The organism is Pseudomonas sp. B111 (genome assembly GCF_026428275.1).
Classification (GTDB): Bacteria; Pseudomonadota; Gammaproteobacteria; order Pseudomonadales; family Pseudomonadaceae; genus Pseudomonas; species Pseudomonas aeruginosa.
Map to the genome: position 1 here is coordinate 3,261,118 of NZ_CP097857.1, position 13,375 is coordinate 3,274,492.

Annotated in this window: 15 protein-coding genes; 9 read left to right on the plus strand and 6 right to left on the minus strand. The window is 68.0% G+C overall.

From position 1 onward, the window contains the following. Positions 1–2: 2 nt before the first annotated feature. Complete coding sequence (locus M6E97_RS15085; RefSeq protein ID WP_003110964.1) at positions 3–869, minus strand: NAD(P)-dependent oxidoreductase; 867 nt, start codon at positions 867–869, stop codon at positions 3–5. 103 nt (positions 870–972) lie between these two features. Between M6E97_RS15085 and M6E97_RS15090 the strand changes: the two genes are divergently transcribed. Together M6E97_RS15090 and M6E97_RS15095 are read left to right on the plus strand one after the other, a co-directional pair. Then, positions 973–1,524, plus strand: coding sequence for an exonuclease domain-containing protein (locus tag M6E97_RS15090; RefSeq protein ID WP_003087377.1), 552 nt, complete (start codon positions 973–975; stop codon positions 1,522–1,524). 94 nt (positions 1,525–1,618) lie between these two features. Beyond that, positions 1,619–1,900 (plus strand): pyrimidine/purine nucleoside phosphorylase, encoded by a 282-nt coding sequence (locus tag M6E97_RS15095; protein WP_003087375.1) that lies wholly within the window; start codon positions 1,619–1,621, stop codon positions 1,898–1,900. A 112-nt stretch (positions 1,901–2,012) separates the two neighbouring features. Here the strand turns inward: M6E97_RS15095 and M6E97_RS15100 are convergent, their stop codons facing one another. Next, positions 2,013–2,609 (minus strand): DUF1287 domain-containing protein, encoded by a 597-nt coding sequence (locus M6E97_RS15100; RefSeq protein ID WP_003087371.1) that lies wholly within the window; start codon positions 2,607–2,609, stop codon positions 2,013–2,015. A gap of 10 nt (positions 2,610–2,619) precedes the next feature. Then, positions 2,620–3,765 carry an ATP-NAD kinase family protein gene (locus M6E97_RS15105; RefSeq protein WP_049311286.1) on the minus strand — a complete coding sequence of 382 codons (1,146 nt, stop codon included), beginning with the start codon at positions 3,763–3,765 and terminating at the stop codon, positions 2,620–2,622. A 209-nt stretch (positions 3,766–3,974) separates the two neighbouring features. On the opposite strand from M6E97_RS15105, the gene M6E97_RS15110 reads away from it, so the two are divergent. Next, the gene (locus M6E97_RS15110) at positions 3,975–4,154 is read left to right on the plus strand and encodes a PA1571 family protein (protein WP_003087367.1); all 180 of its coding nucleotides are present in this window, start codon (positions 3,975–3,977) and stop codon (positions 4,152–4,154) included. Positions 4,155–4,222: 68 nt separating this feature from the next. Here the strand turns inward: M6E97_RS15110 and M6E97_RS15115 are convergent, their stop codons facing one another. Next, complete coding sequence (locus tag M6E97_RS15115) at positions 4,223–5,104, minus strand: LysR substrate-binding domain-containing protein (protein ID WP_003132941.1); 882 nt, start codon at positions 5,102–5,104, stop codon at positions 4,223–4,225. Between the two features lie 377 nt (positions 5,105–5,481). On the opposite strand from M6E97_RS15115, the gene M6E97_RS15120 reads away from it, so the two are divergent. From M6E97_RS15120 to M6E97_RS15145, 6 genes are all read left to right on the plus strand, one after another. Then, entirely contained in the window at positions 5,482–6,843 is a 1,362-nt protein-coding gene (locus tag M6E97_RS15120) for an MFS transporter (RefSeq protein ID WP_003132942.1), read from the plus strand. Positions 6,844–6,895: 52 nt separating this feature from the next. Continuing rightward, on the plus strand, positions 6,896–7,249 hold the full coding sequence (locus M6E97_RS15125) for a RidA family protein (protein ID WP_003087359.1): 354 nt from the start codon (positions 6,896–6,898) through the stop codon (positions 7,247–7,249). Positions 7,250–7,259: 10 nt separating this feature from the next. Further along, positions 7,260–8,657, plus strand: coding sequence for an FAD-dependent oxidoreductase (locus M6E97_RS15130; protein ID WP_003132943.1), 1,398 nt, complete (start codon positions 7,260–7,262; stop codon positions 8,655–8,657). Positions 8,658–8,808: 151 nt separating this feature from the next. Next, positions 8,809–8,997, plus strand: coding sequence for a hypothetical protein (locus tag M6E97_RS15135; protein WP_011666714.1), 189 nt, complete (start codon positions 8,809–8,811; stop codon positions 8,995–8,997). 127 nt (positions 8,998–9,124) lie between these two features. Continuing rightward, a complete protein-coding gene (locus M6E97_RS15140) occupies positions 9,125–10,489 on the plus strand; it encodes a glutamine synthetase family protein (RefSeq protein ID WP_034005553.1) in 1,365 nt (454 codons plus the stop codon). Positions 10,490–10,559: 70 nt separating this feature from the next. Continuing rightward, positions 10,560–11,870, plus strand: a complete 1,311-nt coding sequence (locus M6E97_RS15145; RefSeq protein WP_033938532.1) for an NAD(P)/FAD-dependent oxidoreductase — start codon at positions 10,560–10,562, stop codon at positions 11,868–11,870. 31 nt (positions 11,871–11,901) lie between these two features. Here M6E97_RS15145 and tusA read toward each other — a convergent pair whose 3' ends face one another. Together tusA and rlmM are read right to left on the minus strand one after the other, a co-directional pair. After that, on the minus strand, positions 11,902–12,141 hold the full coding sequence (gene tusA, locus M6E97_RS15150; protein WP_003105999.1) for a sulfurtransferase TusA: 240 nt from the start codon (positions 12,139–12,141) through the stop codon (positions 11,902–11,904). Positions 12,142–12,225: 84 nt separating this feature from the next. Next, entirely contained in the window at positions 12,226–13,284 is a 1,059-nt protein-coding gene (rlmM, locus tag M6E97_RS15155) for a 23S rRNA (cytidine(2498)-2'-O)-methyltransferase RlmM (RefSeq protein WP_003087345.1), read from the minus strand. Positions 13,285–13,375 lie beyond the last annotated feature (91 nt).

Sequence of the window (13,375 nt, forward strand, 5' to 3'; positions counted from 1 at the left end):
CGTCACGAACGTAGCCGGGCGATCAGGCTGGAGGTATCCCAACGACCGCCGCCCATCGCCTGCACTTCGGCGTAGAACTGGTCGACCAGCGCCGTGACCGGCAACTGCGCGCCGTTGCGTCGCGCCTCGGCGAGCAGGATCGACAGGTCCTTGCGCATCCAGTCCACGGCGAAGCCGAAGTCGAACTCTCCGGCCAGCATGCTCTGGTGGCGGTTTTCCAGTTGCCAGGACTGAGCCGCGCCCTTGCCGATCACCTGCATCGCCGCCTCGCCGTCGAGACCGGCGCACTGGGCGAAGTGCAGCGCCTCGGCCAAGCCCTGGAGCAGCCCCGCGACGCAGATCTGGTTGACCATCTTGGTCAATTGCCCGCTACCCACGTCGCCCATTCGCCGGACCATCCGCGCATAGCTGCGCAGCAGCGGTTCGGCGCGTCGATAGAAGGCCTCCTCGCCACCGACCATCACCGTCAGGGCGCCGTTGACCGCGCCCGCCTGGCCGCCGGAGACCGGCGCGTCGAGAAAGCCCAGCTCACGCTCGGCAGCCAGCAGCGACAGCTCGCGGGCGACTTCCGCCGAAGCGGTGGTGTGGTCGACGAACAGGCTGCCCGGCGCCATTCCGGCGAAGGCGCCCTGCTCGCCCAGCGCCACGGCACGCAGGTCGTCGTCGTTACCGACGCAGCAGAACACCAGTTCGGCGCCGGCACAGGCCTCGCGCGGCGTATCGGCGTATCGTCCGGCGTACTCCTCGACCCAGCGCAGCGCCTTGGCCGACGAGCGATTGTAGACGCAGACGTGATAGCCCTCGCGCTGCAGGTGCCCGGCCATCGGGTAGCCCATCGTGCCCAGGCCGAGAAATGCGACCGCAGTCATTCCGTCATCTCCTCGAAATCCGATCCCGCAGCCTAGCACAGCGGTTTGCCGAGGTCCGGAAGCCCCGCCATACTCAGCGCGGACCCTGGTATGGATAGCTCCGATGCCTCACTGGCTGGTAATCGATCTGGAGGCCACTACCGCGGAAGGCGGCTGGCCCCTGGAGGAAATGGAAATCATCGAGATCGGCGCCACCCTGGTCGCCGCCGCGGACGCCCGCGAACTGGACCACTTCCAGCGTTTCGTACGACCGGTCAGGCGGCCGCTGCTGACCCACTTCTGCCGCGACCTCACGCATATCAGCCAGGCCAACGTCGATGGCGCCGCCCATCTCGACACGGTCTGGGAAGCCTTCGAGCGCTGGCTCGCCCAGCATCGTCCGCGACTGGCCGGCTGGGCCAGCTGGGGCGACTACGACCGCCGCCAGTTGGAGCAGGAGTGGCGCCAGCACGGGCTGACCAGCCAGCTCAGCGAAGTGCCGCACGTCAATCTCAAGCAACGCTTCGGCGAAGTCCGCCAGTTGCCCCGCCCGGTCGGCCTGAACGCGGCCCTGCAACTGGCCGGGATGAGTTTCCAGGGCCAGCAGCACCGCGCCCTGGAGGATGCCCGCAATACCGCACGGCTGCTGCCGCTGGTATTGCCGGTGGAGCATTGAACGAGGCCCGCGCCGCCTAGTGACGCCTTTCCGAGGCTTGGGCATACTGGCGGGCCTTTTCAAACCCGCCTGTTCACCCCTTCAGGAGAAGCCCATGTTCAAGGTCAACGAATACTTCGACGGCACCGTCAAATCCATCGCCTTCGACATGACCGCCGGCCCGGCCACCATCGGCGTGATGGCGGCAGGCGAATACGAATTCGGCACCAGCCAGCTGGAGATCATGCATGTGGTCGCCGGCGCGCTGACGGTCAAGCTGCCGGGCAGCGACGAGTGGCAGGAATACGCCAGCGGCAGCCAGTTCACCGTCCCGGCGAACAGCAAGTTCCAGCTCAAGGTCGCCCAGGACACCGCCTACCTCTGCGAATACCGCTGAGCCCGGGCAGACAGGAAAACCGGCCGCAGGCCGGTTTTTTCTTGGCCGCCGTCCAGCGGCAGCGGAGGGATCGGTACGCTCATCCGCCGCTGGAGCGGCTTGCCTAGCCCATTCAGCCCTGCGGGAAGCGGTAGTGGCCGATGACCTGGTAGCGGAACAGCAGGTCCTCTTCCCGCACGCCGGCACCGATGTTGTGCAACACCAGCGGCCTGCCCTCCAGCCTGCGATCGGAAAGCACGCCGATATGCAGCAGGCCGTTGTCCAGGCGCCAGGCGACGATGTCTCCGGCCCGGTAGGCGGAGGCGTCGCGGCTCGGCGTCAGTGCCAGGCCCTGGCGGCTGAACCAGGTCATCAGGTTCGGTACGCGGCGGTGATCGATGTTGCGGTCGGTGCCTTTCATCCCCCATTGCTGCGGGTAGGCCGCGAAGTGGCGACGCATGTCCTCGTGCACCGCCTTCTGCAGGTCCAGCCCCTGTCCACGCAGCGCACGGACCACCACGTCGGTGCAGACCCCGGTCTGCAGCGGCACGTCGCCGCCCGGATAGTCCAGTTGCCGGTAGGCCGGGTCGTAGCCCAGGGTCACGCCCACCTGGGCACGCGCCGCATCCACCAGTCGCTGCGGTTCGACCGCAGCGGCCGCCGCCAGTGGCAGTCCGAGCATGGCGAGCAGCAACAGGCGGCGCAGCGCGCCGGATACGTCCTTGTCCATCCTTTTCCTCCTAGGCGCCCGCGGGCGCGTCCTGGTCCTTCGCGTATCCCAGCGGATACAGCAGTTCTTCCTTGTAGCCGGCCCAGACCCGGATGGCGTCCGGGAAGCTGTCGTCAAGCGCCGGGTCGCCGCTGTCGACCAGCAACGGGCGGCCCCCGAGGGTCCCCAGCTTGCGCTTGGTGGCGACCACCCGCATGCGCTCCAGGCCGATGGCGCGCAACACCCGGGGACTGATCTGCTGGTTGCCGCGACCGATCACGTGGCCCTGGCCGCCGATGGCGGTGACCAGCAGGAACGCCGGATGACCGTCCACCAGTTCGAACAGCCGCGCCTCGTCGACGTCGCGGGCGAGCACCGCGCCATTCTCCAGCACGTCGACGCCCAGCAGGGTGGTTTCCAGGCCGAGGTTGCGCGCCAGGCCATGCAGGGTCGAGCCCGGTCCGAGCACATAACGCACGCCGTCTTCCCAGCTTTCCGCCAGCCAACCGGCGAGGTCCACCAGCACCAGCTCCTCGGACTCCATCCCTGCCTGCTTCACGTGCTGCATGAAGTGGCCCTCCTCCGGCACCGTCATCTCGCCGTACCAACGCGCGGCGACGCGGCCGGCGCGCAGCGCCTCTTCGTCGAGGTCGCGCACCTCGCCGCTGGCCAGGCGCACCAGGCCGCCCTCGACCAGGCGCCTGGCCAATTCGCCGGCCGCGCGCGGACTGATGGCATAGACCCCGGAGTGGATCTTCACCCCGGCCGGAATGCCGAGCACCGGCTGTTGCTCGCGCACCACCCCGGCAACATCCCGTGCTGTGCCATCACCACCGGCGAACAGGATCAGGGCGACACCGGCCTCCTGCAAACGCTCGACCGCCAACCGGGTATCCGCCGCGCTGCTGACCGCTCCCTGCCACTCGCCGAGCAGGCGATGGCGGAAGCCCATGCGCTCGAGCAACTCGCCGCCCATGGCCCCGGGAAAGGTCAGGAACTCGATCTTCTCGACCAGCGGCAACAGGCACTCCAGGGCTATCCGGGTGCGCTCCAGCGCACGTGGTTCGGCGCCTCTGGCCAGGGCCTCGGCAGCCACCCCGTCGCTGCCCTTCAAGGCGACCGGGCCACCCAGCCCGGCCAGGGGATTGACCACCAATCCCAGGCGAAACATGTCCATACTCATCCTCGGGCGAACTCCAGGGCGCCCACACCGGTCGGACCACTATAACCAGAAAAACCCAGCGGTAGCCGGCAAGCTGGCACGCCGGCTGCAAGATTGCTATGGTCCATGGCTTTCGCGTTGGAGCGGCACGACATCCGCCGTTTGTCACGGCGGTTTCATCTGCGCTCCCTAGACTGCCGATAAACCTGATGAGGAGACGGGCAATGAATTCGCAACACACCGATACCGCCAAGCGCCGCGTGATCCCCTTCAATACGCAGCAGCACAGCGGTGGCGCCATCATCGACGCCCAGGGCCGGGAAATCCCGATCACCGAGGTGATGATCCAGCGCGCCTGCCGCGAGCTGGACAGGTCCCTGGAGCAGGAACAGAAGCAGGCCTGAGCGCCCGCCAGCACGACTTCGAAGCCCGGCATCCGCCGGGCTTTTTTTCGCTTGCGCGAAGCCGCGCCCTAGCTCGGCGCCGACAGGTCCTCGCCGACCAGGTCGAGGAAGGTCTCGACGATCCGCCGCGAGCGCTGTTCGCGCAGGCACACCAGGGTCTCGGTCAGGCGTCGCTGGCAATCGACGATGGGCAGCGCATGGACCCGCGTGTCGGCGCCGAACTCCGCGGCCGACACCACCCCCACGCCGATCCCCGCCACCACCGCCTCGCGCGAGGCCTCGCGGCCCTCGACCTGGATCGCCGGGCGGATCCGCAGGCCGGCGCGGCTCATCTCCTCCTCCAGGGTCTGGCGGGTCACCGAGCCCTGCTCGCGCAGCACCAGCGGCATGTCGTCGAGATCGGCGAGGCGGATCGACTCGCGCCCGGCCCACGGATGGCTGAGCGAAACGAAGGCGACGATCGGATCGTTGCGCAGGGTCAGCGAAAGCAACCGCTCGTCGCTGACGTCCCGGCCCAACAGGGCCAGGTCGGCCTGGTAGCTGAACAGTCGCTGCAGAGACTCGTCGGTATTGCCGGTCTCCACCCGCACCGCGATGCCCGGATAGCGCTCGCAGAAACGCGCGATCTGCGGCAATACGTGCACCGGCGCATCCACCGCCAGGGTCAGGGTGCCGGTCTGCAGGGCGCTGGAGGCGGACAACAGCTCCTCCGCCTCGGCCTCGATCGCGAACAGCCGCTGGGTCACCGCGAGCAGGCGCTCGCCCAGTTCGCTCAGGCGCACCGAGCGCTTGTTACGGTGGAACAGCAGCACGCCGTAACGCTCCTCCAGCTTGCGCACCTGGTCGGAAACCGCCGGCTGGGTGAGAAACAGGCGCTCGGCGGCGCGCGTGAAGCTGCCGTACACGGCGACTGCATGGAAAGCCTTCAACTGCGCATGGGATACCGACATGGACCTTCACCACTCCAGGCAGGACAAGGGGTTCCGCGCCATGGGCGGCGCACACGGGGATGACCGTTCGGTCAACTTCCTCGACCCACGCCGCGCCAGGCCTACGGACAAACAAGTAAAACTTATATTTAAAATTTGATAAATCGATTTCATTTATTTATCCGGAATTGTTTCCATCGCTTCACCACAGCGCGCCAGCGCCTCGGCAGCCAGCCCCTGCCTGGGCATCCGCAACCCTTACCCAGGAGGTGAAGCCGACTCCAGATCCCTCTGACCAGGCACCGCGACATGGCGGTGCGGAAGTGCTCATCAGAACAACAACAAGGCGTGTTCCCCTCACACCTGCCGGCACCGATAACAAGATCGAGGTCAGAACCATGAATCAACGTCCCGGGACGGCGCTGCCGTCCTCTCCCGTGTCCAGCTTCCAGCGCTGGCGCCTGCAGATATTCGCGATCACCTGGCTGGCCTACGCCGCCTTCTATTTCACCCGCAAGGCCTTTTCCGTCGCCAAGCTCGGCATCGCCGAAGATCCGGGCTTCCAGTTGGACAAGATGGCGATGGCCGATCTCGACGCCATCTACCTCGCCGCCTATGCCGTCGGCCAGTTCACCTGGGGCGTGCTGGCCGACCGCTTCGGCCCGCGCATCGTGGTGTTCGGCGGCCTGCTGATCTCCGCACTGGCCGCGGTGGTCATGGGCACCTTCGCCACCCTGCCGATCTTCGCCACTTGCATGGTGGTCCAGGGACTGGCGCAGTCCACCGGCTGGTCGGGGCTGTGCAAGAACATCGGCAGTTTCTTCGCCACCCACGAACGCGGTCGGGTGCTCGGCCTGTGGAGCACCTGCTACGCCTTCGGCGGACTGGTCGCCTCGCCGTTCGCCGGCTGGTGGGCGTACAGCGTGTTCGGTACCTGGCACGCGGCGTTCTACTCCAGCGCCGCGGTGGTCGGCGGCGTGGCCCTGCTGTTCCTGTTGTTGCAGCGCAACCGCCCGGAGGACGTCGGCCATCCACCCGTCGAACCGCAGGTCGCGAGCGAGGCCGTGCGCTATGCCGGCTTCAGGCCGGAAGGCGGCAACGGCGGCAGCCTGCAGGTACTCGCCAAGGTGGTGCGCAACCGCACGGTGCTCTGCCTCGGCCTGGCCTACTTCCTGCTCAAGCCGGCGCGCTACGCGATCCTCCTGTGGGGACCGGTGATCGTCTACGAACGCATGCCGGCGCTCGGCAAGGTCGGCGCGGCGATCGTTCCCACCGCCTTCGAGGTAGCCGGCCTGCTCGGCCCGATCCTGATCGGCTTCGCCTCGGACAAGCTGTTCGGCGCACGGCGCATGCCGGCCTGCGTGATCAGCCTGCTGGCGCTGACCGTCTGCCTGGCGCTGTTCGTCCCGGCGATGACCACCGGCAGCATTCCGATAGTGGTCGGCCTGCTGTTCATGATGGGACTGACCCTGTACGGCCCGGACTCGATGATCTGCGGCTCCGCCGCCATCGACTTCGGCACCGGCGAGGCCGCCGGCACCGCCTCCGGCTTCGTCAATGGCTGCGGTTCGGTGGGCGCGATCCTCGGTGGCCTGCTGCCCGGCTATTTCGACACCTACACGGTGTTCATCGGCTTCACCGTCGCCGCCCTGATCGCCACCGCGGTGCTCCTCCCGCACTGGAACAGCCGACCCGACGGTGTTGTGAAAGGCCACAGGAACATCCCCAGCCTGGGGGACTTCCGCCCGATCCGCTCCTGACTCCGGCGCGCCCGCCGCGCCACCAGCGTCTTTTCAAGCCAGGGAAACCCTCATGCATATCGAACGCTTCGAAGTCGTCAAACGCCGGGCCGAAATGGCCCTGCACGGCAACACCCTCTACATCGGCGGCCAGGTCGCCGACGATCCCAGCGGTGACATCCAGGACCAGACCCGCCAGGTCCTGGAGAACATCGACCGGCTGCTCCAGAGCGTCGGCAGCGACCGCGGCCAGGTGCTCTCGGTACGCATCCTGCTCGCCCACCGCGAGGACTACGCCGGTCTCAACCAGGTCTGGGACCAGTGGTTTCCCGAAGGCCGGGCGCCGACCCGCGCCTGCAGCCTGGCCGAGCTGATCGACCCGCGCTGGCGGGTGGAAATGATCGTCGTCGCCGCCCGTCCGCAGTGAGAGCACAGCCATGACCTTCCGACCCTTCTGGCTGGACCAGGCCCTACGCTCCGAACATGCGGCCCCCTGCCCGCCGCTGGCCGGCGATACCCGCGCCGACCTGTGCATCGTCGGCGGCGGCTACACCGGCCTGTGGACCGCCATCATGCTCAAGGAGCACAATCCCGGGCTCGACGTGGTGCTGGTCGAGGCCGACCTCTGCGGCGCCGGCGCCAGCGGCCGCAACGGCGGCTGCGCGCTGTCCTGGTCGGCCAAATTCTTCACCCTGGAACGGCTGTTCGGGCTCACCGAGGCGATCCGCCTGGTCAAGGCCTCCGAGGACAGCATCCGGGCCATCGGCGCCTTCTGCCAGCGCTACGACGTCGAGGCCGACTACCGGCTGGACGGCACCCTCTATACCGCCACCAACCCGGCCCAGGTCGGCAGCACCGACAGCGTGATCGCCGCCCTGGAACGCCATGGCATCAACTCCTTCGTCAAGCGCCCGCTGGCCGACGTGCAACGCCTGGCCGGCTCGCGCCGGCACCTGGAAGGCTGGTTCTCGCCGGCTGCCGCGACGGTGCAGCCAGGCAAGCTGGTTCGCGGCCTGCGCCGGGTCGCCCTGCAACTGGGGGTACGCCTGTACGAAGGCACGCCGATGCGAGGACTGGAGCACGGCCGCCCGGCGGAAGTGGTCACCCCCCACGGGCGGGTCGTCGCCGACCGCGTGGTGCTGGCGCTGAACGCCTGGATGGCGAGGGCCTTCCCGCAATTCGAACGCAGCGTGGCGATCGTCTCCAGCGACATGCTCATCACCGAGCCACGACCGGACCTGCTGCAGGAGATCGGCCTGACCAGCGGGGTCAGCGTGCTCGACTCGCGGATCTTCGTGCATTACTACCACAACACTCCGGACGGCCGGCTGATGCTCGGCAAGGGCGGCAATACCTTCGCCTACGGCGGACGCATGCTGCCGGTGTTCGATCGCCCCTCGCCGTATCTCGGGCAACTGCGCGGCAGTTTGCGGGAGTTCTTCCCCGAGTTCGCCGAGGTCGCCATCGAGGCCAGCTGGAACGGTCCATCGGATCGCTCGGTGACCGGCCTGCCGTTCTTCGGCCGGCTCGACGGCCGCGACAATGTGTTCTACGGCTTCGGCTACTCCGGCAGCGGCGTCGGCCCATGCCACATGGGCGGGCAGATCCTTTCTTCGCTGGCGCTCGGCCTGGACAATCCCTGGACCCGTTCGCCGCTGACCCAGGGACCGCTCGGTCGCTTCCCGCCGGAGCCGATCCGTTATGTCGGTTCGCTGATGGTGCGCAACGCGATCCGCCGCAAGGAGCGCGCCGAAGACGTCGGCCGGCGCCCGCGTCATCTCGACGTACGCCTGGCCAGGTTCGCCGCCGCCGCGGGCAAGGCCGACAAGGGTTGAGCCGCTTTCCGGGCGCCTCTTCAGCCCACTCGGGGGTGCCCTTCTTTTTCCTTCGGTTTCGATTTCGCTCAAGCAAAGGTCGTAAAAAGCGCATTTAATTCACCCGTCAGCCTGTGCGAGGCTGTTCCAACCCCTGGCCCAGTTTTCCTTCATGCACCTACCGACGACGCGCACCCTGCCCTACCAGCCTTCCGCCAACCCGGCCGGAACGCCCGCGCGTCTACCCCGCAAGCACAGCCGCTGGCTGGAACTGGAGCCGCTCGCCCTCCCTCTCGAACTGGCCTTCTGGGCGCTCTGGCATTGCCGCCACGCGCGTCCGCCGGACGCTCGTCACGCCTGATTTCCCTCCGGCCCCGCGTAACGGCGGGCCCGGCCTGCCGCTTGCATGCCGTTCCGCGACGCTGCCGTCGCCGGAGCGCCGCTGCGAGCATCGCGACGCTACCGGACAAGACCGACAAGAGAGCCCCATGAACTTCGCCTGCGAACAAGAAGCCCAGGATTTCCTGGCCGCCAATCCCGATATCGAACTCTTCGAACTGTTCATTCTCGACGCCAACGGCGTGCCGCGCGGCAAGCTGCTGCACCGCGACGAACTGCTGGCCGTCTACCGCAGCGGCCGGCCGCTGCCGAGCACCATCCTGGGGCTGACGATGAACGGCGAGGACGTCGAGGACTCCGGCCTGGTCTGGGACGTCGGCGACATCGACTGCCGCGCCTACCCCCTGTCCGGCAGCCTGGTGCGCCTGCCCTGGCGGCAGATCCCGACGGCGGCGGTGCAGGTCAGCATGCACCCGAGCGAGGGCCTGCCCGCCAGCATCGCCGATCCGCGGCACCTCCTGGTGCGCACCATCGACGCGCTGAAGAGCGACGGCTATCACCCGGTGATGGCCGCCGAGCTGGAGTTCTATCTGCTCGACCGTCAGCGCGACGCCAACGGCCGCCCGCAACCGGCCCGCGACGCCGATGGCGGCCGCCCACGGGCGACCCAGGTCTACGGCCTGCGCGAACTGGAGCAGATCGAGCCGTTCCTCGCCGACCTCTATGCCGCCTGCAAGGCGCAGGGCCTGCCGGCACGCACGGCGATCTCGGAATATGCCCCGGGCCAGGTGGAAATCACCCTCGACCACGGCGACGCCCTCGCCGCCATGGACCAGGCGATCCGCTACAAGCGCCTGGTCAAGGGCGTCGCGCACAAGCACGGAATGCTCGCCTGCTTCATGGCCAAGCCGTTCGACGACCTGGCCGGCACCGGCATGCACCTGCACGTCAGCCTGGCCGACGAACAAGGCCACAACCTGTTCGCCAGCGACGACCCCGCCGGCACGCCGTTGCTGCGCCAGGCGGTCGGCGGCATGCTCGCCAGCCTGCTCGACTCGCTCCTGCTGTTCTGTCCCAACGCCAACTCCTACCGGCGCTTCCAGGCCAACAGCTACGCGCCGCTGGCGCAGACCTGGGGCGTCGACAACCGCACCGTGAGCCTGCGCGTGCCGGGCGGCCCGGCCTCCAGTCGGCATATCGAGCACCGCATCTGCGGCGCCGACGCCAACCCCTACCTGGCCGCCGCGGCGCTTCTCGCCGGGGTCCACCGCGGCATCCGCGAAGGCATCGATCCGGGCGCGCCGGTGGAGGGCAATGGCTACGCCCAGGCCGGCAAGCGCCTGCCCACCGACTGGCTGACCGCCCTCGACGCCCTGCAAGGCTCCGAGTGGGCGCGGGAAGCCTTCGGCGAGCCGTTCCTCGGCGTCTACCTGGCGGTGAAGCGCGCGGAATACCGGCAATTCATGGGCGAGGTCGGCGAGCAGGACTGGCGCTGGTACCTGACCCAGGCCTGAGCCACCCCGGACCCGCCCGCATACGGCGGCGCGCCGGCAGGACGCGCCGCACTGGAACAAGGAATACCCGATGAACGCAGCAATCCATCCCCGTCCGGCCGCGGAACGCGCGCCGTCCTACTACGCCGCCACGCTCAACGAGGAAACCGACTATCCGACCCTGCTGGGCGCGGTGACGGTCGACATCGCCATCATCGGCGGCGGCTTCACCGGCGTCGCCACGGCGGTCGAACTGGCCGAGCGTGGCTACAAGGTGGCCCTGGTCGAGACCCATCGCATCGGCTGGGGCGCCAGCGGGCGCAACGGCGGCCAGGTCACCGGCAGCCTGTCCGGCGACGCGGCGATGCACAAGCAGATGCGCCAGTGGCTGGGCGCCGAGGTCGAGGACTTCATCTGGCACCTGCGCTGGCGCGGCCACGAGATCATCCGCCAGCGGGTGGAGAAGTACGGCATCGCCTGCGACCTCCGCCATGGCCACCTGCACGCGGCGATGAAGGCCAGCCACATGGGCGAGCTGCAGGCCTCCTACGAGGAGGCGGTGCGCCGCGGCATGGGCGACCAGGTGCTCCTGCTGGACAAGGCCGGCGTCCAGGCCCACCTGGAGACCGAGCTGTACTGCGGCGCGCTGAAGAACACCCGCAACATGCACCTGCACCCGCTCAACCTGTGCATCGGCGAGGCCAGGGCGGCGGCCGGCCTCGGCGCGCTGATCTTCGAACATTCCGAGGTCCTGGATATCGTCCACGGCCCGCGGCCGGCGGTGATCACCCGCGAGGGAAGGATCGAGGCGCAGCAGATCCTGCTTGCCGGCGATGTCTACCACAAGCTCGAACGCAGGCAGCTCAAGGGGATGATCTTCCCGGCCATGGGCGGAATCGTCACCACCCGGCCGCTGGGCGAGCTGGCACGGGAGATCAACCCGCAGGGGCTGGCGGTCTACGATTGCCGCTTCGTCCTCGATTACTACCGCCCCACCGCCGACGGCCGCCTGCTGTTCGGCGGCGGCGCCAACTACTCGGGCCGCGACTCGCGGGACATCGCCGCCGAGCTGCGGCCATGCATCGAGCGCACCTTCCCGCGCCTGAAGGGCGTGGAGATCGAGTTCCAGTGGAGTTGCGCCATGGGCATCGTGATGAACCGCATCCCCCAGCTCGGCAAGCTCTCCGACAACGTCTGGTACTGCCAGGGCTACTCGGGGCATGGCGTGGCCACCAGCCACATCATGGGCGAGATCATGGCCAAGGCGATGAGCGGGAGCCTGGAGCAGTTCGACACCTTCGCCCGTTGCAAGCACCTCAAGGTGCCGCTGGGCGACCTCTTCGGCAATCCGATGCTGGCCGCCGGGATGTGTTACTACCAGCTCATGGAGAAGCTGCGCTGAAGCGCGTGGGATGGCGGGGTCCGCGGAAGGCCTAGTCGGCCTTCTTGCGGATCCAGTAGAGATAGGTGCCCGCCTCTTCCTGCTGCTCGACCAGCTCGTGACCGAGGAACACGCAGAACTTGGGGATGTCGCGGCGGGTCGAGGGATCGGTGGCGATCACCTTGAGCAGGCCGCCGGGCGCCAGGTCGCGGACCTTGTTGTGCAGCATCATCACCGGCTCGGGACAGTTCAGGCCGGTGGCGTCGAGAATGGCGTCGACAGAATGGGTCATCGGGAAACTCCGCAACAGAATCCGCGCATTGTCGCGCATGCGGCGCGGCCGGTCACCTGTCCCCGGCCGGAATGCCGCCGCCCCTCAGCGTTCAAGGCGGCGTAGATGGCAGGTCACTTCCTCGCGGTCGTGATACAGCTGCTTGCAGCCGATCGCTACCTTCAGGCCGCGCGCGTCGAAGCTCTCGCGCAGGCGCTGGAGGATCTTGCGCACCTCGGCGTAGCGCTGCTTCATCGGCAGCTTGAGGTTGACCACCGCCTCGCGGCAAAGCCCTTCGCCGATCCAGGTCTCGATCAACGCACCGGTGCGTGCCGGCTTCTCGACGATGTCGCAGACCATCCAGTCGACCCGCTGGCGCGGGCGGTACTGGTAGCCGTCGACCTTCTGGTGGTCGACCAGCCCGGAATACATCAGGTTCTCCGCCATCGGCCCGTTGTCCACGGCGGTCACCCGCATCTCCCGGTTCACCAGTTGCCAGGTCCAGCCGCCCGGCGCCGCGCCGAGGTCCACGGCGAGCATGTCCGGCGCCAGACGCTTGTCCCATTCGCTGCGCGGGATGAACTGGTGCCAGGCTTCCTCCAGCTTCAGCGTCGAACGACTCGGCGCCTCGCGGGGAAACTTCAGGCGCGGAATGCCCATCGGCCAGAGCGCGCTGTTGCGCGGCTCGGCGAGGCCGACGAAGACCTCCCGGCCGGAGCGGAAGGTCAGCAGCAGGCGCGGCAGCGCCGGGTCCTCCTGCAACCGCCCGGCCTTCACCAGCGCCGCGCGCAGCGGTTTCTCGAACTTGCGGCAGAAGGTCGAGACCTCCTTGCCGGCATTGGTGTCCAGCACCTCCAGCCAGAGGCTACCGCAGACCGGATAACTCGCCAGTTCCGCCAGCAGCACCTCGATGCGCTGGCTTTCCGGCAATTCGATGAAGCCGGGCCCGCGCGCCCACTGGCGCGGGAAGATCAAGTCGGCGAAACGCAGGCGGCGCATCAGGCGCTCGGCGCCGTCGGCGTCCTGGCAGACGAACTCGACGTGGGCGCTGGCCGGCTTGCTCTTGGCGTAGCCGGGAATCTCGAGAGTGGCTGCATGCTCGGCGATTTCGGCGCAGACTTCACCTTCGAAGCCTGGCCGGCAGTGCATCAACAGGGTATTCATGGGGTTGTCTCCTTGGCCGCGCACTATAGTGCCGGGCATGCCTCAAGGGAACTGCAGCGACCGTTCGTCGGTCCAGTGTATATGGCAGGAG

What these genes read in the sequence shown, in the direction of transcription:
- M6E97_RS15085 (WP_003110964.1), bottom strand. Translation starts at nt 869, where the DNA reads ATGACTGCGGTCGCATTTCTCGGCCTGGGCACGATGGGCTACCCGATG.
- tusA (WP_003105999.1), bottom strand. Translation starts at nt 12,141, where the DNA reads ATGACCCATTCTGTCGACGCCATTCTCGACGCCACCGGCCTGAACTGT.
- M6E97_RS15090 (WP_003087377.1), top strand. Translation starts at nt 973, where the DNA reads ATGCCTCACTGGCTGGTAATCGATCTGGAGGCCACTACCGCGGAAGGC.
- M6E97_RS15140 (WP_034005553.1), top strand. Translation starts at nt 9,125, where the DNA reads ATGAACTTCGCCTGCGAACAAGAAGCCCAGGATTTCCTGGCCGCCAAT.
- M6E97_RS15105 (WP_049311286.1), bottom strand. Translation starts at nt 3,765, where the DNA reads ATGGACATGTTTCGCCTGGGATTGGTGGTCAATCCCCTGGCCGGGCTG.
- rlmM (WP_003087345.1), bottom strand. Translation starts at nt 13,284, where the DNA reads ATGAATACCCTGTTGATGCACTGCCGGCCAGGCTTCGAAGGTGAAGTC.
- M6E97_RS15110 (WP_003087367.1), top strand. Translation starts at nt 3,975, where the DNA reads ATGAATTCGCAACACACCGATACCGCCAAGCGCCGCGTGATCCCCTTC.
- M6E97_RS15115 (WP_003132941.1), bottom strand. Translation starts at nt 5,104, where the DNA reads ATGTCGGTATCCCATGCGCAGTTGAAGGCTTTCCATGCAGTCGCCGTG.
- M6E97_RS15130 (WP_003132943.1), top strand. Translation starts at nt 7,260, where the DNA reads ATGACCTTCCGACCCTTCTGGCTGGACCAGGCCCTACGCTCCGAACAT.
- M6E97_RS15120 (WP_003132942.1), top strand. Translation starts at nt 5,482, where the DNA reads ATGAATCAACGTCCCGGGACGGCGCTGCCGTCCTCTCCCGTGTCCAGC.
- M6E97_RS15100 (WP_003087371.1), bottom strand. Translation starts at nt 2,609, where the DNA reads ATGGACAAGGACGTATCCGGCGCGCTGCGCCGCCTGTTGCTGCTCGCC.
- M6E97_RS15125 (WP_003087359.1), top strand. Translation starts at nt 6,896, where the DNA reads ATGCATATCGAACGCTTCGAAGTCGTCAAACGCCGGGCCGAAATGGCC.
- M6E97_RS15095 (WP_003087375.1), top strand. Translation starts at nt 1,619, where the DNA reads ATGTTCAAGGTCAACGAATACTTCGACGGCACCGTCAAATCCATCGCC.
- M6E97_RS15145 (WP_033938532.1), top strand. Translation starts at nt 10,560, where the DNA reads ATGAACGCAGCAATCCATCCCCGTCCGGCCGCGGAACGCGCGCCGTCC.
- M6E97_RS15135 (WP_011666714.1), top strand. Translation starts at nt 8,809, where the DNA reads ATGCACCTACCGACGACGCGCACCCTGCCCTACCAGCCTTCCGCCAAC.